The sequence below is a fragment of the Rhodococcus sp. CH91 genome, assembly GCF_022554085.1.
GTDB lineage: Bacteria > Actinomycetota > Actinomycetes > Mycobacteriales > Mycobacteriaceae > Rhodococcus.
Map to the genome: position 1 here is coordinate 515,074 of NZ_JAKFYR010000001.1, position 20,955 is coordinate 536,028.

Below are 20,955 nucleotides of genomic sequence, written 5' to 3' on the forward strand. Positions count from 1 at the left end.
CGTCGGTGAAAATCGTCCGCCCCGGGAGGCGGCGGTGGTGATGCTCAGGAGTGGGCAGCCTCGAACTGTTCGAGGATGTGCCGCGGGATGCGGCCTCGCGAGCTGACGTCGTAACCCTTGTTGCGAGCCCAATGACGGATCGCGGCGAGTTGCTCCGGAGAGCGCGTGGGCGGAATCGTCTTGTGAGCACCCGACGTCCGGGTGCGGGCCTTCGCCGGAGTCTTCTTCGGCGTGATCGTGTGAGCGGCCGGACCGTGTTGCGCGGACGCCTTCTCGTGGAGCCACGGGCGGAGTACCGCCAGGAACTTGTCGGCGTTGGATGGCCGAAGATCGAGTTCGTACTCGTCGTCGTCCACCCTGATTCGGAACGACTGGGCAAGACCGTCCATTATGGGTTGCCCGTCGATATCGTCGAAATACTGGACGCGCACCTTCTGTGCCACGCTTTATCTCCTTGTCCCCGAACTTGTGCGCCGTCGACGCTAGTTCTTACTCGGGGGTAGGTTCAAGTCGCGAATGTACGATCCGACCCGCTCGACGAAGTGGTCGAAGAACTCGGCCGGGCGTGTACCCGCCACGATATCGGCGTTCGGCGCCCGCTTCCACATACCCGACCGGTCGGCCACCGTCGTGCCACGGGTGAGGCGGCCGTCGAGTTCGACGTCGACCGTCGCGGGCCGCGTCGTGTAGGGCACCGCTCCGAGCGCGACCGCGGCGGCGAAGGGGTCGTGCACGTGCGCGAGGAATCCGATGCCCTGATCACGATGGAACTCCATGTAGAAGCGCAGCGCGTCGGTGATGTGGCGGACAAGGGGCGCCTCGGCCGTCGACCGTGTCCCGCGCGGGGCGTCCGGTGAGAGTTCCCCGGAGGGTGCCAGGCCGACGATCTCCGCGATGCGGGAGACGTGCTCGGGATACATTTCGATCGACTCCGTGACATCCAGCGGGCACACGATCGGCCGTCTCTCCGGAGGCACGATCGAGAATGCGTCGAACACGACCTTGGCGGCTTCCGGATCCACCGCGACATTCCACTCCGAGGTGGGTGTGGTGTTACCGGGGTGGTGGAAGCAGCCGCCCATGATCACGAGGCGATGCAACCGCAACGGCAGGTCGGGGTCGATACGGAGCGCGAGCGCGAGGTTGGTGAGCGGTCCGGTGACGAGTCCGGTCAGTTCTCCCGGCTGTTCACGGGTGAGTTCGACCCACGCTTCGGCGGCGGACCGGGCCGATCGTGACCGCGAGGGTGGGGGCAGCTCCGCATAGCCGACACCCTGCGGGCCGTGGGTGTCCTCCGTCGTCATCAAGGGTGCGACCAGGGGAAGCTGCGAACCGGCTGCCACTTCGATGTCGGGCCGGCCGCACACTTCCAGCCAGGACAGGGTGTTGACGGTGACCTGGTCCACGGGCACGTTTCCCGCCGTGCACAGTGCGGCGGCGATCTCGGCGTCGGGACTCGCCACCAGGTAGAGCAGGGCGAGGGCGTCGTCGATGCCGGTGTCGACATCGACGATCAGGCGAGTTCGCGTGGGCGTCGCATCGGGTTCGTGTACGTGCACGGTCCCATCTTGGAGCATCCCGATGACCGCGCTGTGGCCGGTGCTGGGAGAATCCTCGGATGCACGAGCGCAAGGACCGCGGTTATTTCACCGAGGACGACGGTGTCTACCTGCCGACGAAGTATGCGGCCAGCCCCTGGTCGGACAAGATGCTCAACGGGCCGTGCGTGAGCGGTCTGGTGGCACGCGAACTCGAGATGAGCCATGCCGTCGAGGGTTTCGTTCCCTCCCGGTTCACGCTCGATCTCTTCAGGCCGGTACGCAACGAGCCCATCACCTTCACCACGACCCGCGTGCGCGACGGCAACCGTATCCGGGTCGCCGACGCGAACCTGATGCAGGCCGGCGAGATCTCGGCGCGCGCGACACTGACCTTCCTGCGCACGTCGGCACCGCCTCCCGGTTCGGTGTGGACGCGAGGTGAGTCCCCCACCCCGCCGCCCGCCCACCTCGAACGACAGCCCGGCCCGCTCGAATTCTCCTCGTGGTACGGCAGCGACGGACCGGGTTGGACGCGGGTGCGTTCGGAACATCAGAACGCCGCCCGCAAACGCCTGTGGTCGCGGCAGCTGCCGATCATCGTCGGTGAGGAGATGTCGCCCTTCGTCAACACCGCGACCGTGGGTGAGGGCACCTCCTTCGTGACCAACTGGTCGGACAAGGGGGTCGGTTACATCAACTCCGACGTCACCCTTGCGCTGTCCCGGCTGCCGGAGGGGCCCGAGGTGGGAATCGAAGCCGACAATCACATCAGCAGCGAGGGCATCGCCGTCGGCACCGCCGTGTTGTTCGACCGTCTCGGCGCCTTCGGTACCGGCGTGGTCACCGCCCTCGCGAACGCGCACCGGCAGGTGGACTTCGGCTGACGGCCGGCGGTATCGACGGGCGATTAGCATCGACGTCATGCGTGTGCGGCGGATCGTCGACCTGACCCACGTCGTCTCGCCGGATATCCAGGTCTATCCGGGAGATCCGGCGCCGACGTTCACCCCGCACGCCACCCTCGGCGCCGACGGGTTCGAGCTGACGCGGATCGACATGGGATCGCAGACCGGCACGCACGTCGACGCGCCCCGGCACGTGCGCCGCGGTGGCGCCGCGATCGATGCGGTGGCGCCGGAGGTCTTCGTGGGCCGCGGTGTCGTGCTGGATGTACGGGCGGGTGCCGGACCTGGTGCGCTCGTCGGCCCGGACCTGTGGGGGGAGTGCGCGCTCGGCCCCGGCGACATCGCGCTGGTGCTGACCGGATGGTCGCAGTATTTCGGGACCGATCACTACTTCGAACATCCGGCGCTGAGCGTCGGCGCGTGCCGGTGGCTGCTCGACCGTGGGGTCCGGGCGATCGGTATCGACGCGCCGAGCGTGGATCCCACCGGCGGCGAACTGCTCGCAGCACATCACGTGCTCGCCGAGGCGGGCGCGATCATCTGCGAGAATCTGCGCAACCTCGAGGAGGTCGACTTCGCGGACCCTCTCGTGTCGTTGCTGCCGATCCCGTTCGCCGGCGCCGACGGAGCGCCGGTGAGGGCCGTCGCGATGGATGTCGAGAACTGACCCGCAGCAACGACTTCCGTCAGTCGAGGATGTCGCGGACCTCGGTGTCCTCACGTCCGGCGAGGACGAGCTCCCGTGCCGTGGCCATGTGTTTCTGCCAGTGTGCGAAGGCACCCTCGCCGTCGCGCGCACGCAGGAGGCGGATGAGCTTGCGCTGGGAGCGGACGAACAGCCTGTAATGGTCCTCGTACTTCTCCGCGTCGCGCTGCATGCTCTCGCGTGTGACGTTCGTGGTGTGCCGTTCGTAGATCTCGTGCAGCATCCCGGCGATCAGTGCCAGCGAGGCATTGCCGGCGAGCTGCACCATGCGGAGATGGAACAGTGCGGCCGCCTGCCCGAAGGTGCCGTCGGCGAACGACGACGGAATGGTCTCGTCCACGAGACGCTCGAGTTCGTCGAATGCCTCCTCGTTGCCGGTCTCCGCCAGCAGCCGTGCGGCGGCGGGTTCGACGGCCTCCCGCGCGACGTAGACGTCCGAGACGGTGGCGCCGGCGAGTTCGAGCAGCAGGGAGGCCGGCCGGGCCACGACCTCGGGACCCGGGACGCAGATGCGTGCGCCCGATCGCGATCCGCGACGTACCTCGACGAGCCGCTCGGCCTCGAGGACACGGACCGCTTCGCGCAGCGTCGGCCGGCTCACCGAGAAGTGCTCCATGAGCGACGCCTCGTGCGGAAGGTGGTCGCCGTCCTTCAGTTCCCCGTCGATGATCATCCGGCGAAGTTTGCGGGCCACCAGTTCGGCGGTCTTCGGGGTCCGGATCGCTCGACCCCCCAGGGAACGGGCGTCGAATCCGGGTGCCAACACTTCGTCGCTCACGGGAACGCCTCCTGCTCCGAGCTGACTTCGACTACTTGGTGAAAGTTCCGGGCCCATCGTACTCACAGGTAACCGGCTGCTGCGGCCCGGCGTGAGGCGGCGAACGCGCTTGCTGATGCTCACATAGTGAACTATGTTACCTAGGTATCGCTCGTCTCGGCCTCTTACAGGAGCATCCATGCTGAACACGAGGTTCACAGCGGAATTCGGGATCGATCATCCGATCGTCCAGGGCGGCATGATGTGGGTCGGACGCGCGGAACTCGCCGCCGCGGTCTCCGAGGGAGGTGGCCTCGGCATCATCACGGCACTGACGCAGCCCACCCCCGCCGCCCTCGGCGAGGAGATCCGGAGATGCCGTGAGCTGACGGACAAGCCGTTCGGTGTCAATCTCACCCTCACCCTGGCGATCGATCAGCCTCCCTATGCCGAATACCGCCGAGCGATCATCGACTCGGGTGTGACGATCGTCGAAACCGCCGGTTCCGACCCGACGAGACACGTCGAGCACCTGAAAGAGCACGGCATCAAGATCATTCACAAGTGCACGAGCGTGCGGCACGCGCTCAAGGCCCAGCGGATCGGCGTGGACGCGGTGAGCATCGACGGGTTCGAGGCGGCCGGCCATCCGGGCGAGGACGACGTCCCCGGCCTCGTCCTGATCCCCGCGTGCGCCGACGCCCTCGACATCCCGTTCATCGCGTCGGGCGGCTTCGCCGACGGTCGCGGCCTCGCCGCCGCTCTCACCCTCGGCGCCGACGGTATCAACATGGGCACGCGCTTCATGTGCACCCGCGAGAGCCCGATCCACGAACGCATCAAGCAGCAGATCGTCGGCGCGAGCGAACTCGACACGCAACTGATCTTCCGGCAGCTGCGCAACACCATGCGCACCGCGCGGAACACGGTGAGCGAGGAGGTCGTGGACATTCTCGCCAAGGGTGGACGGTTCAGGGACGTCAAGGATCTCGTGGCCGGTTCGCGGGGACGCACCGTCTACGAGGACGGCGATCCGGAAGCAGGGATATGGACGGTCGGACAGTCCCAGGGGCTCATCCGCGACATTCCCGCGGCAGGTGACCTGGTCCGGCGGATCGCCGCCGAAGCCGAGACGAGGCTGCGCTCACTGGTCGTCGAGGTCACCGACTCCGTTCCCGTCCCGTGAGGAAACCGATGTCACCACGAACCGGCACCGCGGACGACGACCGGACCGGCAATGCGCCTCTGCTGGTCGAGCGCCAGGGCAGCGTCACCGTTCTCACCCTCGACCGGCCCGAGCGCCGCAACGCGATCGATCGTGCGATGCGGAAGGCGCTGAAGAAGGAACTCTGGCGCGCCGACGCAGACGACGAGGTGAACGTCGTCGTCCTCACAGGAGCCGGCACTTCCTTCTGTGCGGGTGTCGATCTGCCCGAGGCACTGTCGGGTCCCCCTCCCGCCGCGGAGGGGCCGACCCCCACACACGTGCTGCGTGGCATCTCCAAGCCCGTCATCGCTGCGGTCAACGGTCCCTGTTACACCGGCGGTTACGAACTCGCGGTGAACTGTTCGTTCATCATCGCGTCGGAGCGTGCCGAATTCGCCGACACGCACGCGCAGATCGGCCTCCTCAACGGTTGGGGCGGGAGCGCGATGCTGCCCCGGATGGTCGGTCTGCCCGCCGCGATCCAGTTCATCCTCTCCGGGGAACCGATCGACGGTGCGACGGCCGCGCGCATCGGACTCGCGAACGAGGTCGTCCCGCACGACGAACTCATGGCTCGCAGCCTGGCCGTCGCCCATCGGATCGCGGCGGGCCATCCCGGTGCGATCCGGCGGATGCTCCGATTGCTCAAGGAAGGTGCGGGTACTTCGCTCGCGCACGCCCTCGCACTCGAATCCGAAGCCGCGGCGACCTATCGCGCCGACGGTGCCGACATCGGCGCCCGCTACGCCCGGCGCCGGTCGCAGTCCGACTGAGACACAGCCGGTTTCCGGTCCGAACTGCAACACTCACCTGGGAGGTGACGTGGAGGAAGGCAAGTCCACGGTGACACTCGAATCCGGTGCGCACAGCGACTGGCGCCCGCGACTGACCGCTCTGCTCGAGGACTACCGGCGGCGTCCCCGCCCCGAGACGTCGCGGGCACGCTTCGACGCCGCGATCGCATGGCAGTCCGAACTCGTCGACCACGGCCTCGCGGCCCCCGGATGGCCCGAAGAGGCCGGCGGCATGGGGCTGCCGCTCGAGGATCAGCTCGACTACTACCGGGCGATCACCGAGGCCGGGGCACCGCGACATCCGTGCCCGCTGTCGTTCATCGTCGCACCGACGATCATCGTCCACGGCACCGCCGAACAGAAACAGCGCTTCCTCGAGCCCCTGTTGCGCGCCGAGGAGTTCTGGTGCCAAGGGTTCTCGGAGCCCGGCGCCGGCAGCGACCTCGCCTCGCTGTCCACGCGCGCCGTCCGGGACGGGGACGTGTACCGGGTCACCGGCAGCAAGATCTGGACGACGATGGCCGACCGTGCCGACTGGATCTTCACCCTCGTGCGCACCGGCCCGCCCGGGCGAGCCACGGCGGGCATCACCTATCTGCTCGTCCCGATGGACTCGCCCGGTATCGAGGTGCGCCCCCTGCGCGACGCCGCAGGCGGGCACCATTTCGCCCAGGTCTTCTTCGACGATGTCGAGGTCGCGGTGGAGAACCGGGTGGGGGAGGAAGGACAGGGATGGTCGATCATGCGCACCTCGCTCGGTCACGAGCGAGCCACCGCCTTCCTTGCGGACGAGTTCCGGTACCGGTCGACCGTGGACAAGGTCTTCCGCCTCGCCGTGAACCGCGGATACGCGCAGGATCCGCTGATCCGGCAGGAACTCGCGACCATCGAGACCGGAGTACGCGAGATCACAACGAACAGTGCACGTGCTCTGGATGCCGTTCTCGCAGGGCGTGATCCGGGAGGAGTCGCGTCGATCAACCGTCTGGTGAAAGCCGAATTCGAGCAGCACCTGCACCGTGTCGCCCTGAGGCTGACCGGCTCGGCGGCCGTTCTGGGCACCCGCTCGGAGGGTGTCGTGGAGAAGGGCCGCTGGACCTACGGATATCTCATGTCCCGGGCCGCGACCATCGGGGCGGGGACTTCGGAGATCCAGCGGAACACGATCGCCGAGAACGTCCTCGGTCTTCCCTCGCACAGAGGAGAGGGCACCCGGGAACCGGCCGTCGTGCCGGGGCACCCACTCTCCCCACCGGCAGCGGGCGAGGACGATCTCCGTACGATCCTGCGCGACATCCTCTCCCGGAAGGTGGATCTCGGGGGTCTCACCCGAGCCGATTCATCCGGTGGATACGACGACGAATTGTGGTCGACCCTGGTCGGTTTCGGACTCCCGGGACTCTCGGCTCCCGAGGAGATCGGCGGTGGTGGGCAGTCTCTGCGGATGCTGTGTGTCGCCGTCGAGGAGATCGGATTCCATCTCGGAGCCGTGCCTCTCGTCCCCTGTGCCGTCGCGCTCGAGATCCTGGTCGCGGCAGGTGCGGACGAGCCGGCGCGGCGGGTCGTCGAGGGTGTTCCCGCTGCGTTCGTCGCGGCCGTCACCGATCCCGGCTGGGACATCGCGGCGGCGCCCGTGCTGCGCGACGGACGGCTCACCGGCCGTGTCGAGCGCGTCGCGGGAGCGCCGACCGCCGAGGTGCTCGTGGTTCCGGCGAAGGACGGTGCCACCGGGGAGACCGTACTGCTCTCGGTCGACCGGTCCGAAGTGACCGTCACCGAGCAGGATTCGATCGATCCGACGGCGACCGTCGGCATCGTCTCGTTCGAGGATGCCGCCGCGACCGTGCTCGCCTCGGGTGTCCGGGCCGACACCGTGCTCGGGTCGGTGTTCCGGGCGGCCGAGCTGCTGGTCGCCGCGGACGCAGTGGGCGTCGCGAACCGGGCTCTGGCGATGGCGGTGGAGTGGGCGAGGCAGCGCGAACAGTTCGGCCGCCCGATCGGCTCCTACCAGGCGATCTCGCATCGCTGCGCCGATATGCTCGTCGCTGCCGAGGGGGCACGCGGCCTGGTGCTGTCGGCAGCCGACGACGACCGGCAGGATCCGGGCACGAGTGTGGCGGTGCACTTGGCGACCGCGGCAGCACTGCGGTCCGCGGTGACCAACTCGGAGGCGTGCATCCAGATCCACGGCGGTATCGGGTTCACCTGGGAGCATCCCGCACATCTGCTGCTCCGCCGGGCGATCGCCGACGAGGCCCGCATCGCGCGTCCGGACGCCTTGCGGGACCTCGCCGTGGAGGAAGTCGTGGCCGGCTTCTCGTGCTAGTTCGCGATGTGCTCGCGAGGCAGTCCCAGCAGTCGTTCGGCGATGACATTGCGGTTGATCTCCGAGGTGCCGCCGGCGATGGTCATCGCCCGGCCCAGCAGGTAGTAATGGGTCCATGTCGGCTCGTCTCCGAGCAGTACCGCGTCACCGGCGATCCGCATCGCGAGTTCTCCCACGTGCTGCGTGTGTTCGGCGAGCAACATCTTCGTGACGCTGCCTTCGGGGCCGAAATCGCCTCCGGCGACGGCGCGCACGATCTGTCGCAGGTTGAGGATCGCGAAGGCTTCTTCCCGCGCGATCAGCGCCGCGATCCGGCGGGTCACGGAGACGTCGCCGGGCGCGTATTTCGCCGCGAGGCCGAGCAGTGCGTAGGCGGAATAGTTCTCGTCGGTCCTGCCCCCACCGATCGAGACGCGTTCGTTCCCGAGCGTCGCGCGTGCCACCGTCCAGCCGTTGTCGACGGCCCCCACGACGTCCTCGTCCGGGACGAAGACGTCCTCGAAGAACACCTCGTTGAAGGCGGCGTCACCGCTGATCTCCCGCAGCGGACGGACGGTCACCCCCGGGGCCGTCAGGTCGACGACCATCGTGGTGATGCCCTTGTGTTTCGGAACGTCGCGGTTGGTACGGATGGTCGCGAGACCGCGAGTCGAGTTCTGGGCATCGGAGGTCCACACCTTCTGTCCCGTCACCCGCCAGCCACCGTCGACCTTCACCCCCCGCGTCGACACCGCTGCCGCGTCGGAACCCGCACCGGGTTCGGAGAACAACTGACACCACACCTGCTCACCGATCAATCCGGGGCGGATCCAGCGTTCGATCTGTTCCGGGGTGCCGTGTTGGGTAAGGGTCAGCAGGATCCAGGCGCCGATGCCGAGTCCGTGAGGTTCGACCTCGGTGAACTCCTCGTCGATCACGAGTTGTTCGACCGGTGGGGCGCCGCGACCGTAGGGCGGCGGCCAATGCGGCATGAGATAGCCGGAGTCGACGAGCAGCGCGCGTCGCTCGGATTCGGGGGTCGACGTGTAACGCGCGACGAATTCGCGCGCCGAAGCGCGGAGTTCCTCGGCCTCGGCGGGTAGGTCCACGGCGTAGTGGCGGCGCAACCCCGCACTGCCCGACTCGGTGAGGGAATCGAGTGCCGAGGTCGGTTCACCGAACAGGATCCGCAGGGCATGGGCGCGACGCAGGAACAGGTGGCACTCGTGTTCCCAGGTGAAACCGATACCGCCGTGGATCTGGATGCTCTGCTGGGCATTGGCGATGTACGCATCGAAGGCGATGATCCGGGCGACGTCGAGGGCGAGTCGTGCCTGTTCACCCTCGGCTCCCGCACGTGCCGCGTCCCACGCCACGCCCGTCGCCAGTTCGCTGGTCGCGAGCATGTCGGCGAGATGGTGCTTGACGGCCTGGAAGGACCCGATCGGGCGTCCGAACTGCTCGCGGACCTTCGCGTAGGACAGGGCGGACTCGAGGGTCGCGCGGGCCCCACCGGAGGCCTCTGCGGCGGCCAGGACGCGTGCGACGTGGTTCGCGTACCCGCCGGCGCCCGGGACGACGGCGAGAGCGGGAGTCCCGTCCAGGAGCACTCGGGCCGATGCCGAGGTCGGATCGAAGGTGTCGGCCCGGAGTGTGGAGACCGACGGATGTGCGGGATCCACGAGGACGAGGTCGGCGCCCACAGTGAGGGCGAGCAGGGTCGCCCCGAGCCCACCCACGACGAGGCCTGCGTCACCGCTCACCGCACCGTCCGAGACGGTCGGCGATCCGGACAGGCCGAGCCCCGGGACCACCGAACCGTCGGCGAAGCCGGGGAGCCATTCGGAGCGGATCGCATCGTCACCCTCGGCTGCGAGCGCGGCCGAGATCGCGACGCTCGCGAGGTAGGGGACGGGAACGACGAGCCTGCCGAGTTCCTCGGCCACCACTGCGACCTCGGGGAGCGCGGCGTCCGCGCCTCCGAATTCGGCAGGAAGATGAAGACCCAGCCATCCGAGTTCGGCGAGCTGTTTCCACAGCTGCCCCGTGTCGGCGGACGGATCGTCGGTCACCTGCCGGGCGAGCGTCGCGGCGCCGTGGCCGTCGAGGAAGGACCGGACGGCATCCGCGACGGCACGGTGGTCGTCGGTGAGCGCAAGTGGCATGGAAGGTACTCCTCGGCCGTGGCGACATCGGTTCACTTGTAGCACTATCTAAACTATGTGACGCACGCTACTTTGGGAAGTCACAGCACAGCATCGCTCGATCGGAGACATCGTGAAACTCGAAGTAGGTCGATCCTGGGCCAGTAGCGTCGACGCCACCGCCGTGGTGATCGTGCGAGCACCGCACGAGGAGGTCGTCCTGACCTGCGGAGGTGCCGAGATGGTGCCGGGCAGGAAGGGAACGGGCGACGGCACGGCGATCGGCGATGCGCATCTCGGGCCCACGGCGCTCGGCAAGAGATACACCGACGCCGACGGCGACCTCGAACTCCTGTGCACCACACCCGGACGCGGCGCTCTCGCCGTCGACGGGGTTCCGCTGTCGTTGAAGGCGGCGAAGCCGTTGCCTGCCTCCGACTGACGCCCACTCCGAACCATCCGGCGCACGATCGGATCCGCGACGAGGACTTCCATGAACCTCACGATGTTGCTCGACATGGCTGCCGACGGTCTCGGCGACCGCATTCTGGTGGGACGTCGCGACGACGGCATCTCCGCCCGGCGCCTGCAGGAGCTGTCCGTCGCCGGCGCCGCCGCGATCCGGGACGCCGGCGCCGATGCCCTCGTCTATCGCGCCGTCAACGGACCGGCCTTTCCGGTGGCGCTGTTCTCGGCGGCGCGGGCCGGTGTCCCGCTCGTGCCGATCAACTACCGGCTGGGGTGGGAGCAGACCGATGCGCTGCTCTCCCATCACGCCGGTGCGCTCGTCGTCGCGGACGACGCGGGTGACGGATCCGGCGTGTTCACGCCGGCAGCCTGGCTCGACCTGCTCGAGAGGACAGGAAATGCGAGGGCGGACGATGAGCCGGAGTCCGACGCACCCGCCGTGGTGATCTACACCTCCGGCACCACCTCGGCGCCGAAAGGCGTGTTGCTCCACCATCACAATCTCGTGTCGTACGTGCTGGGAGCCGTGGACTTCGCATCGGCCGACGAGGCCGACGCGGCGCTCGTGAGTGTGCCTCCCTATCACATCGCCGCGGTCGCCAACGTGCTCACGAATCTCTATGCCGGCCGCAGGGCGGTGGTACTCGAACAGTTCACCCCGGCCGAATGGCTCGACACCGTCCGCGAGGAGGGCATCACCAACGCCCTCATCGTCCCGACGATGCTCGCGCGAATCCTCGACTCCGGCGCCGACTCCGATGTTCCCGCGCTGCGTTCCCTCGCCAGCGGTGGCGCGCCCATGCCCCGGCGGGTGGTCGAACGCGCCCTCACCGTGTGGCCGCGGGTCGATTTCGTCAACGCCTACGGGCTGACCGAGACCAGTTCGACGATTGCCGTCCTGGGGCCCGACGATCATCGGGCGGCGATGACGAGCACCGACGAGCGGGTCCGCGCCCGCCTCGGATCGGTGGGCCGCCCGATCCCCGGTATCGACCTCGAGATCCGTGACACGGACGATCGTGCCGTCGGAGCCGGGGTGCCCGGCCGCATCTGGGTTCGGGGGGAGCAGGTTTCGGCCGAATACGCCGGTGTCGGACGACTCGTCGACGAACGTGGATTCTTCGATACCCGAGACACCGGATTCGTCGACGAGGACGGATATCTCTTCCTCGGTGGGCGCAGCGACGACACCATCGTCCGTGGGGCGGAGAACATCGCCCCGGCCGAGATCGAGGACGTGATCATGCGTCATCCCGCGGTGACCGATACGGCGGTCGTAGGGGTTCCCGACGAGGAGTGGGGCCAGCGGATCGAGGCGGTGGTGGTGCTGCGGCCGGAACGGTCGGTCGACGCCGAGGAGTTGCGATCGTTCGTGCGGGAGACCCTGCGGGGTTCCAGGACACCCGACCGCATCGTCTACTGGGACGAACTGCCACGTACCGAGACGGGAAAACTGGTGCGGCGGCACGTGGTCGAGCGACTGGCAGCTGACGGCTGCCGGACAGAGCCTGACGGCCATGGGTCTTTACATGTATAACTAGGTTGCCCTACTGTGGTGATGCGACCGCTCGCGTCGGGCGTAGTCCCCTATACGGAGGTAGTCGATGACCACGTCGGAGAAGACCGAGAAGGATTCGGAGATCTACACATTCCGCGACGAGGACATCGCGCGGGCGCGGGATCTCGTCGGTGTCTATCACGCGATGACCCAGCGGGAGCAGTACACCCGCGTCTCACCGGACATCATGCGCAACTTCGCGCGCAGCTACGGAGACGACAATCCGTTGTTCACGGACGAGGAGTACGGGGCCGGGAGCCGCTGGGGCGGTCAGATCGCCCCACCGATGATCAATATCGGTGTGCGCAAGGAGCTGCTGGCCGAACCCGTCCCACGCGCACAGCGCCGGCCGTCCTTCCGGGGTATCCACGTGTTCGTCTCCGGCACCACCACCCACTGGTACCGGCCGGTACTCGACGGCGACCTCCTGTACGCCTTCCACGGCACGGAAAAGGTCGAGGAGAAGCAGTCCGAGTTCGCCGGGCGGTCGCTCATCATCACAGGCCTCCAGGTGCAGTTCAATCAGCGCGCCGAGGTCGTCCAGACCCAGCGGGTCATCACGATCCACACCGAACGGCACGAATCGAAGAAGCGCAAGAAGTACGACGCCATCGAGCCTGTTTCCTACACTCCCGACGACATCGCGAGAATCGACGAGATCTACGCACACGAGCAGGTGCGCGGTGCGAGCAGCCGGCACTGGGAGGAGGTGGAGGTCGGCGAGCACCTCGGGACGATGGCCAAGGGGCCGCTGACGACCACCGACATGATCGTCTTCCATTCCGGCGGATACGGTTTCGCACCCTACACACCCTGCTCGAGCCGCCTCGCGTACAAGAACCGCCTGCGCATCGCACCGTTCTACATCCCGAACGAGCAGGGAGTGCCCGACGTCGCCCAGCGGATCCACTGGGACAGCGGCTACGCCCGTTCGATCGGATTGCCGGCCGCCTACGACTACGGCATGATGCGCGACTGCTGGCTGAGCCACTATCTCACCGACTGGATGGGCGACGACGCCTGGCTCGAGTCGATGTCGAGCCAGATGCGCAAGTTCAACTATCTCGGCGACACCCACACCTTCACCGGTGAGGTCGTCGGCAAGAGGGTCGAGGACGGACGCCATCTCGTCGACATCGAACTGCGGGGCACCAGCCAGCGCGGCGAGGTCACCTGTCCCGCCACGGCGACCATCGCATTGCCCTCGCGTGCCGGTGGCCCGGTCGAGCTGCCCGCAGCGCCTGCGGAGTTCGAGCAGCTCGCCGCACGAATGCTCGAGCGCGACGCCGAACTGCGCGAGGACACGCGGCGCGCGGCCGGAAGCCGGACGACGTCGTGAACGACGCTCCGGCCTCGCGGGCGGTGAGCGAGGACGATGCCATGCGGTGCGAACGTCTCGAGGAGGGCTCGTGGATCTGAGCAGCACGACCACGGTGATCGCCGAGGTCAAGGACCACGTCCTGACCATCACTCTCGATCGCCCCGACAAGCTCAACTCCTTCACCGACACGATGCGCGCCGAGTTCCGGGAGCTGTGGCACTACGCGTCCGAGACCGACGACGTGCACGTCGTCGTCCTCCGGGCCAACGGTGAGCGTGCCTTCAGTACCGGTGTCGACGTGCACGAGGGAACTTTCCTGTCCGACAACGTCTTCAGCCGGCGTGATCCCGGTGTCGACCTGTCACCCAAGCAGAACAACTGCTGGAAACCGCTCGTGTGCGCGGTGCACGGCATGGTCGCCGGCGGGGCGCTCTACTGGTTGAACGAGGCCGACATCATCGTCGCGAGCGAGGACGCCCAGTTCTTCGACCCGCACGTCTCCTACGGCATGGTCGCCGCACTGGAACCCATCGGTCTCGCGCACCGCATCCCCATCGGTGAAGTGCTGCGCATGGTGCTGCTCGGTCTCGACGAACGGATGTCCGCGAAGAGGGCTCACGAGATCGGGTTCGTCAGCGAGATCGTCGCCCGCGACGGACTGTGGGACCGCGCGCAGCATCTCGCGGAACGAATCGCCGCCAAACCACCGGCCGCGATCCAGGGCAGCATCCGCGCGATCTGGGAGTCCAAGGACCGCACGCGATCCCATGCTCTCGCCACCGGGATGATGTACACCGATCTCGGCAACCCGATAGGGCTGGCCCAGGTCGACCGATCCCAGGTTCCCACGCGCGATTACGAGGTGCGCTGACATGGACTACGGACTGACGCCGGAACTCGAGCAGTTCCGCAAGGAAGTACGCGAGTTCGTCGAGACCCACACACCGGATGTGCCGGTGAAGGCGGGTGTGCGCAGCGCCGACGACGCCGAAGAGCTCGCGGCGCTGAAAGAGTGGACCCGCACGCTCTTCGAGGCCGGATACATCGGTGCCGACTGGCCGGAACGCTACGGCGGCGCCGGAGCAGCGCATTCACCGGAGAAGGACGTCGTCGTCGGTGAGGAACTCGCACGCGGCCGGGCCCCGGCCGCGGTGCAGGGAGCCGGACTGCTCGTCGCGCACGCGCTGATCGACTTCGGCACCGAGGAACAACGGGAGAAGTATCTGCCGGGCATCCGATCGGGCGAACTCGTCTTCTGTCAGTTGTTCAGTGAGCCGGGATCCGGCAGCGACCTCGCGTCGCTGCGCACGAAAGCCGTACCGGCCGACGGGGGCGGGTTCACCGTCACCGGCCAGAAGGTGTGGACGACGAACGGACACTGGGCCGACTACGGTTATCTCCTCGCGCGAACCAACCCGGAGGCCCCGAAACATCGTGGGATCAGTGCATTCCTCGTCGACATGCGGGCGCCCGGTGTCGATGTACGACCGCTCCGGGAGATGACCGGTACGTCGGACTTCAACGAGATCTTCCTCGACGACGTGCCCGTCGGACACGACTCGCTCATCGGTGATCTCGACAACGGCTGGCTGATCGCGAATTCGAGTCTCGCCCACGAACGCAGCGCGGTGGCGTCGGCGGCGGTACGGCTGCGCCAGGATGTCGATGCACTGAAGGATCTCGCCCGCAGGACGATCCGGCACGGCCGGCCCGCGATCGAGGACGGCGCCGTACAGGAGAGGATCGGCGAACTCCAGGCGTCGGTCGAAGCACTGTCGGCGCTGGTGTATGCGAACATCGGCCGCTGGTCGCGCAGTGCCGAACGCCCCCATGACGCGGCCATGGCCAAACTGATGTTCAGCGAGATCGGCGTCGAAACAGCCCGATTCGCTCTCGAGCTCGCCGGCGAGGACGGGATCCTCGTCGAAGGGGATCCGGCGGTCGTGGACCGAGGACGCTGGCAGGACGAATTCCTGTACGCCCGCGCATACACCATCGCCGGTGGTACCTCCGAGATCATGCGCAACATGATCGCCGAGAGAGGCCTCGGTCTGCCGCGCTGATGCGCTTCCGTCCGGATTCCCGGCCGGCACTACGAACACACCTTCGGGTCGACCGAAGAGGAGGCTCCGCGATGACGGGCATCAGAGAAGCACTGGCGTTGCTGTGGACCGTTCCCGACAGTGCGAACATGGTGCAGGAGAACGAGGTCTGGCGCACCTGGGGAGAGGTGCGGCGATCGGCCGAGCGGATCGACGAGGAACTCGCGCGACTCGGGTGCGGACCCCGCAGCCGGATCGGTGTGGTGCTGAGCAACCGGACCGAATCCGTCGCGGCATTCGTCGCAATTCTCGGCCGCAGCCGGGTGCTGCTCACCCTCAATCCGGCACAGCCTGCACGCAGGATCGTCGAGGACGCGCTGCGGGCTCGTCCGGACGTGATCCTCGCCGCGAACGAATACTGGGCGGACGAGGAGTTCGCCGCACCCCTCGCCGCGGCGGGCATCGTCGGACTCGCAGTGGACGGCCCGGATGCGCGGCACGTCGTCGGCGACGCTCCGATCCAGCAGCGTCCGGACGAGGAGGATCCGGTCGCCGTGGAGATGTTCACCTCCGGCACCACCGGTCCGCCCAAGCGTGTGCCACTGACGTGGCGGCAACTCGAGGCCGCACTCTCGGCGGTCCACGGTCACACGGGCAAGGGGAGAGGTGACCACGAGCCGTTCACCGGCCCCGTCGCGTTGATCTCCCTGTCGATGGTGCACATCGGTGGCTTGTGGGGGGTGATCCAGGCGCTGTCGGAGGCACGCCCGATCGTGCTGATGCCACGATTCACCGTCGAAGGATGGGCCGATGCCGTCCACCGACACCGGATGATCGTGGCAGGGCTTCCTCCGGCGGCGATGCGATCGGTCCTCGACGCAGGCGTGCCGAAGGAGAAACTCGCGAGCCTGCGGGCGATCACGGCAGGGACCACCTTCGTCAGTCCGGAACTGGCCGACGAATTCACGTCCCGCTACGGCATCCCCATCATGATCATGTACGGCGCAACGGAATTCGGTGGTGCTGTAGCGGGGTGGACGAAGCCTCTGATCACGCAGTGGTGGGAGCACAAGCGCGGTAGTGTCGGCCGCCCTTTCCCGGGGGTGCAGATGCGGACGGTCGACGAGACCGGAACGGTCCTACCCGAAGGGAGTACCGGTCGCCTCGAAGTGAGCTCGCCGCAGACCGGTAACGGTGTCGGCGACTGGGTGCGCACCAGCGATCTCGCGCATCTCGACGAGGACGGATTCCTCTACATCGACGGCCGGGCCGACGACGCGATCGTTCGGGGCGGCTTCAAGATCCAGCCCGAAATCGTGTGCAACGCGCTGCGCGCCCATGCGGCGATCCTCGACGCCTCGGTCTTCGGCAGACCGGACGACCGTCTCGGACAGGTGCCGGTCGCGGTCGTCGAAACGGTCGGTGGCGCCGAGAATATCGACGTCGACGAACTGAAGAGCTTCCTGCGTACGCGTCTGACGGCCTACGAGATTCCGGTGGAGATCCACACCGTCGACGCCCTGCCACGCAGTGTCTCCCTCAAGGTCGACCGCCGTCGACTGCTGGAGATGGTGGACGAAATCGAATCGTCCCGCGCCCGGTAGCGCGACGGGGAAAGGGGCGGGATCCCGATGGATCCCGCCCCCTTTTCTGTGTTTCAGGCGACGGCGAGCCGGCGGCGGTGGTACGAGACCGAACCGTCGAGCAGTTCGTCGACCTTGATGCGACGCAGCAGCAGGTGCACGTCGTGCTCCCAGGTGAAGCCGATACCGCCGTGCACCTGCAGGGCCGTCTGGGCGGTGGTGGACGCTCCGGAACACGCGAACGCGACCGCGGCGGATACCGCTCGGGCGCGTGCCACGGGATCGTCCCCGTCGAGTGCGACGGCAGCGGCCCAGAGTGCCGCGCGGGACGCCTCCGTCGTGGTCGCCATGTTCGCGCAGTGGTGTTTGACCGCCTGGAAACTTCCGATCGTCTTCCCGAACTGACTTCGGTTTCCGGCATGGTCGACGCTCATGTCGACGAGGCGCGCGGCAGCACCGAGAGCGTCGACGGCGCGAAAGGCGGCGAGCCGATCATGGGTGAAGGCCACGGTGCCGGCCGGCAGGGCGACCCACGAGTCCTCCGGGAGGGTGACGTCGACATCGGCGACGGCCCACGAGCGGGTGAGATCGAGCGTCTCGAGCGTCCGCACGGTGAGCGTCTCCACGGGTACGGCCGCCGCGACCTCTGCGCCGGTGTCGGTGACCGCGACCAGCAGGAGGTCGTGCGCGTCGATCAGGCCGGTGATCGGTGCCGTCGTGCCACTCAGGGTCAGTGCGTCCCCGTCGAATCGTGCGTGCAGGCCGGTCTTCTCGGGTGACGACAGGGCGGGCAGTACGATGCGTTCGCCTGCCTCTGCCGCTGCGGCCGCGGGATGACCGATCATCTCGAGAAGACTCGCCGCGATCGCCGGTTCGGCGACGGGAACGGCGCTTCCTGCCCGTCCGTGTTCCTCGACGAGCACGGCCAGATCGACGTGGGTGCCGCCTGTCTCGGGGGTGAGCAGTCCGATCGATCCCGAGTGCGCGAGGTGGCGGAGTCCCTCGGCGGGAAGGCAGGCCGGCCCGGCGTCGATGCCCGGTCTGCGCGCGGCGATCGGGTCGTTCTTGGCGAGCCACGCGCGCTCGGCTCCGCCGAGGGCCACCTGTTCGTCGCTCAGCGCGAAGTCCATGACGCTCCTTCGATGTGGTCGTCAACGTAGTTAACCATGTCGAAGGTCGTTTGTGGACCCTGCCGTTCGGATCGGAAACCCGGAAAGTTCCCGCCGAAGCCTGGAAACGAGAAGGTTATACAGGTAATACTTGTCGCGACGTCCGTGAGGAGAGCGACCGATGACGATGCCGTCGATGAATCCGACCGATCTCGCTGCCGCCTTCGGTGACAAACCGGCGATCGTCATGGTCGAGGACGGCGCGACTCTCACCTATCGCCGGCTCGAGTCGTCGTCCAACCGCATCGCCCACCTGTTCCGGCGACACGGTCTGCGGCCCGGTGATCACATCGCGATCCTCATGGAGAACTGCCTCGACGTCTTTCCGGTGGTGTGGGCCGCGCAACGGACGGGTCTGCTCTACACGCCGGTCAACTGGCACCTGACCGAGGACGAGGCTGCCTACGTCGTGAAGAACTGTGGTGCACGGATACTCGTGCACTCGGCTCGGCTCGATCACCTCGGGGCCGTGGTCGCCGACGGGAACCCTCTGCTCGAAGCGAGGTTCACCACCGGAGACCACTCCCCGAGCGGTGCCGAGATCCTTGCCGACAGCCTCGCGACGCTGCCCCCCACGCCCGTCGGCGACGAAGTCGAGGGGTACTACATGCTGTACTCGTCGGGTACCACCGGTCGGCCCAAAGGGATCCTGCCCACGCTGACCGGCGCCCCTTCGGCGCGGGGCTGGCCATCGACTCGACGATGCGTGATGCCTTCGGGTTCGGAGAGCACACCGTCTACCTCAGCCCCGGACCGCTCTACCACGCCGCACCGCTCGGCTGGACGATGGGAACGGTGCGCAACGGAGGCACCGCCCTCGTGATGGAGACGTTCGACGCCGAGCGGACACTCGACGCTGTCGACCGCTACCGCGTCACCCACGCCCAGTTCGTGCCGACGATGTTCGTGCGGATGCTGAAACTGCCCGAGCAGACCCGCGCACGGTACGACGTGTCGAGTCTGCAGGTGGTGATCCACGCGGCGGCGCCCTGTCCGGTCGAGATCAAGGAGCACATGATCGACTGGTTCGGCCCGAAGATCCTCGAGTTCTACGCGGGCAGCGAGGGCAACGGCTTCTTCATGATCACCACACCGGAGTGGCTCGAGCACCGAGGGTCCGTCGGCCGGCCCACCCTCGGCCGGGTGCACATCTGCGACGAGACGGGTGCCGAACTCGGACCGGGCGAGGTGGGTACCGTGTGGATCAGCGGCGGTCCGGATTTCGAGTACCACGGAGACCCGGAGAGGACCGCCGCGGCCTACAACGGCCACGGCTGGAGCACACTCGGCGATCTCGGGCACCTCGACGAAGACGGTTATCTGTACCTCTCGGCCCGGCGCACCGACCTCATCCTGTCCGGAGGCGTCAACATCTATCCCCTCGAGATCGAGAACGTGCTCACGATGCACCCTGCGGTCCTCGACGTGGCCGTCGTCGGTCTGCCCGATACGGAGATGGGTCAGCGCGTCCACGCGGTCGTCACACCCGTGGACGGCGTACGGGCGAACGACGCCCTCGCGGACGACCTCGTCCGCTACACCCGTGAACGCCTCGCACACTTCAAGGCGCCGCGCACGGTGGAGTTCGGCGACGTTCCACGGCTGCCCAGCGGAAAGATCCTGCGCAGGGTGCTGCTCGACCGTTACGGCGAGACATCGGCGACGCCCTGAGCGTCAGGACAGTTGTGTCACCACGATGCGCGCCGTGCCGTAGAAAGCGGTACCGGCGGTGACGAGTGCGAAGAGCACGATCCACACCGCGACCGGTATGCGGGTGAGGTCGCGCAACTGGTCGGCATCCGAACCCCGTCCGCGGCCGTTCATGTGGGTGCGGGCGAGTTCGAGAACCGGGCGGGTCGCGCCGAGCAGGAGAATCCAGGTGATCAGATAGGCCGCGGTGTATCGCACGACCGGGTCTCCGAAATAGGCCGCGGCGCCCACCAGTGCACCTGCGAGGACGACCGAGACGAAGCCGTAGAGATTGCGGATCAGCAGCAGCAACACCGCGAGAGCAGCGAGGATCGACCACAGCACCGCGGCGGGCCGGTCGAGTGTGAGCAGTGTCGCCGCAGCGAAACCGAGCACGGCCGGGCCGGTGTACCCGGCGAAGGTCGTCGCGACCATGCCGGGGCCTCGCGGATTGCCGGACGACACCATCACCCCCGAGGTGTCACTGTGCAGACGGATCCCCGACAGCTTTCGGCCCACGAGTGCGGCGACGAGCGCGTGCGACCCCTCGTGCGCCTGCGTGATGACATGACGGGTCTTCAGCCACAGCGGCCGCACGGTCACGAGCACGAGCGCGACGATCGCCGTTCCGGCGACCACCGCCGTCGGAGCCGGTTCGTCGACGGTCGACACGGCCTGCCACGCGCCGGACACCGCCTCCGTGAACGAAGTAGACACAGATCACCTTCCTTCGGGCCGGGCGTAGAGGCTTCGGGCCCGGCGATAG

General features: G+C 67.6%; 18 protein-coding genes and 1 pseudogene. 13 read left to right on the forward strand and 6 right to left on the reverse strand.

The genetic code is table 11. From position 1 onward, the window contains the following. Positions 1-44: 44 nt before the first annotated feature. Entirely contained in the window at positions 45-443 is a 399-nt protein-coding gene (locus MOM01_RS02440; RefSeq protein WP_241383785.1) for a histone-like nucleoid-structuring protein Lsr2, read from the reverse strand. A 39-nt stretch (positions 444-482) separates the two neighbouring features. Further along, entirely contained in the window at positions 483-1,577 is a 1,095-nt protein-coding gene (locus tag MOM01_RS02445) for a nucleoside hydrolase (RefSeq protein ID WP_241383786.1), read from the reverse strand. A 41-nt stretch (positions 1,578-1,618) separates the two neighbouring features. Here MOM01_RS02445 and MOM01_RS02450 point away from each other — a divergent pair, with 41 nt between their 5' ends. Continuing rightward, entirely contained in the window at positions 1,619-2,425 is an 807-nt protein-coding gene (locus MOM01_RS02450; protein ID WP_241383787.1) for an acyl-CoA thioesterase domain-containing protein, read from the forward strand. Positions 2,426-2,462: 37 nt separating this feature from the next. Then, positions 2,463-3,113: a cyclase family protein gene (locus MOM01_RS02455; RefSeq protein WP_241383788.1), complete on the forward strand. Its 651-nt coding sequence runs from the start codon at positions 2,463-2,465 to the stop codon at positions 3,111-3,113. A gap of 19 nt (positions 3,114-3,132) precedes the next feature. Here the strand turns inward: MOM01_RS02455 and MOM01_RS02460 are convergent, their stop codons facing one another. Then, positions 3,133-3,930 (reverse strand): FadR/GntR family transcriptional regulator, encoded by a 798-nt coding sequence (locus MOM01_RS02460; protein ID WP_241383789.1) that lies wholly within the window; start codon positions 3,928-3,930, stop codon positions 3,133-3,135. A gap of 178 nt (positions 3,931-4,108) precedes the next feature. Here MOM01_RS02460 and MOM01_RS02465 point away from each other — a divergent pair, with 178 nt between their 5' ends. Genes MOM01_RS02465 through MOM01_RS02475 form a run of 3 tightly spaced genes read left to right on the forward strand, consistent with a single transcriptional unit; the run spans position 4,109 to position 8,236 of the window. Beyond that, positions 4,109-5,095: an NAD(P)H-dependent flavin oxidoreductase gene (locus tag MOM01_RS02465; RefSeq protein ID WP_241383790.1), complete on the forward strand. Its 987-nt coding sequence runs from the start codon at positions 4,109-4,111 to the stop codon at positions 5,093-5,095. Positions 5,096-5,103: 8 nt separating this feature from the next. Further along, entirely contained in the window at positions 5,104-5,889 is a 786-nt protein-coding gene (locus MOM01_RS02470; protein WP_241383791.1) for an enoyl-CoA hydratase-related protein, read from the forward strand. Positions 5,890-5,938: 49 nt separating this feature from the next. Beyond that, positions 5,939-8,236 carry an acyl-CoA dehydrogenase family protein gene (locus MOM01_RS02475; protein ID WP_241383792.1) on the forward strand — a complete coding sequence of 766 codons (2,298 nt, stop codon included), beginning with the start codon at positions 5,939-5,941 and terminating at the stop codon, positions 8,234-8,236. Here the strand turns inward: MOM01_RS02475 and MOM01_RS02480 are convergent. After that, positions 8,233-10,380 (reverse strand): acyl-CoA dehydrogenase, encoded by a 2,148-nt coding sequence (locus tag MOM01_RS02480; protein ID WP_241383793.1) that lies wholly within the window; start codon positions 10,378-10,380, stop codon positions 8,233-8,235. The two genes, MOM01_RS02475 and MOM01_RS02480, sit on opposite strands and share 4 nt — an antisense overlap. Positions 10,381-10,492: 112 nt before the next feature. Here MOM01_RS02480 and MOM01_RS02485 point away from each other — a divergent pair, with 112 nt between their 5' ends. The 6 genes from MOM01_RS02485 (at position 10,493) to MOM01_RS02510 (ending at position 17,352) form a co-directional block, all read left to right on the forward strand. After that, positions 10,493-10,801 (forward strand): hypothetical protein, encoded by a 309-nt coding sequence (locus MOM01_RS02485; RefSeq protein WP_241383794.1) that lies wholly within the window; start codon positions 10,493-10,495, stop codon positions 10,799-10,801. 51 nt (positions 10,802-10,852) lie between these two features. Continuing rightward, complete coding sequence (locus MOM01_RS02490; RefSeq protein WP_241383795.1) at positions 10,853-12,364, forward strand: class I adenylate-forming enzyme family protein; 1,512 nt, start codon at positions 10,853-10,855, stop codon at positions 12,362-12,364. A gap of 67 nt (positions 12,365-12,431) precedes the next feature. Next, entirely contained in the window at positions 12,432-13,724 is a 1,293-nt protein-coding gene (locus tag MOM01_RS02495; protein ID WP_241383796.1) for an FAS1-like dehydratase domain-containing protein, read from the forward strand. 70 nt (positions 13,725-13,794) lie between these two features. Then, positions 13,795-14,577, forward strand: a complete 783-nt coding sequence (locus tag MOM01_RS02500; RefSeq protein WP_241383797.1) for an enoyl-CoA hydratase/isomerase family protein — start codon at positions 13,795-13,797, stop codon at positions 14,575-14,577. 1 nt (position 14,578) lies between these two features. Continuing rightward, positions 14,579-15,769, forward strand: a complete 1,191-nt coding sequence (locus MOM01_RS02505; RefSeq protein ID WP_241383798.1) for an acyl-CoA dehydrogenase family protein — start codon at positions 14,579-14,581, stop codon at positions 15,767-15,769. A 71-nt stretch (positions 15,770-15,840) separates the two neighbouring features. After that, the gene (locus tag MOM01_RS02510; RefSeq protein WP_241383799.1) at positions 15,841-17,352 is read left to right on the forward strand and encodes a class I adenylate-forming enzyme family protein; all 1,512 of its coding nucleotides are present in this window, start codon (positions 15,841-15,843) and stop codon (positions 17,350-17,352) included. A 53-nt stretch (positions 17,353-17,405) separates the two neighbouring features. Here the strand turns inward: MOM01_RS02510 and MOM01_RS02515 are convergent, their stop codons facing one another. Then, positions 17,406-18,461, reverse strand: a complete 1,056-nt coding sequence (locus tag MOM01_RS02515) for an acyl-CoA dehydrogenase family protein (protein ID WP_241383800.1) — start codon at positions 18,459-18,461, stop codon at positions 17,406-17,408. A gap of 226 nt (positions 18,462-18,687) precedes the next feature. On the opposite strand from MOM01_RS02515, the pseudogene MOM01_RS23270 reads away from it, so the two are divergent. Beyond that, a pseudogene (locus tag MOM01_RS23270) lies at positions 18,688-19,092 on the forward strand (AMP-binding protein); the annotation flags it as partial. A gap of 110 nt (positions 19,093-19,202) precedes the next feature. Then, complete coding sequence (locus MOM01_RS23275; RefSeq protein ID WP_308196955.1) at positions 19,203-20,171, forward strand: AMP-binding protein; 969 nt, start codon at positions 19,203-19,205, stop codon at positions 20,169-20,171. Between the two features lie 3 nt (positions 20,172-20,174). On the opposite strand, the gene MOM01_RS02525 is transcribed toward MOM01_RS23275, so the two are convergent. After that, positions 20,175-20,906, reverse strand: coding sequence for a M50 family metallopeptidase (locus MOM01_RS02525; RefSeq protein WP_241383801.1), 732 nt, complete (start codon positions 20,904-20,906; stop codon positions 20,175-20,177). Positions 20,907-20,955 lie beyond the last annotated feature (49 nt).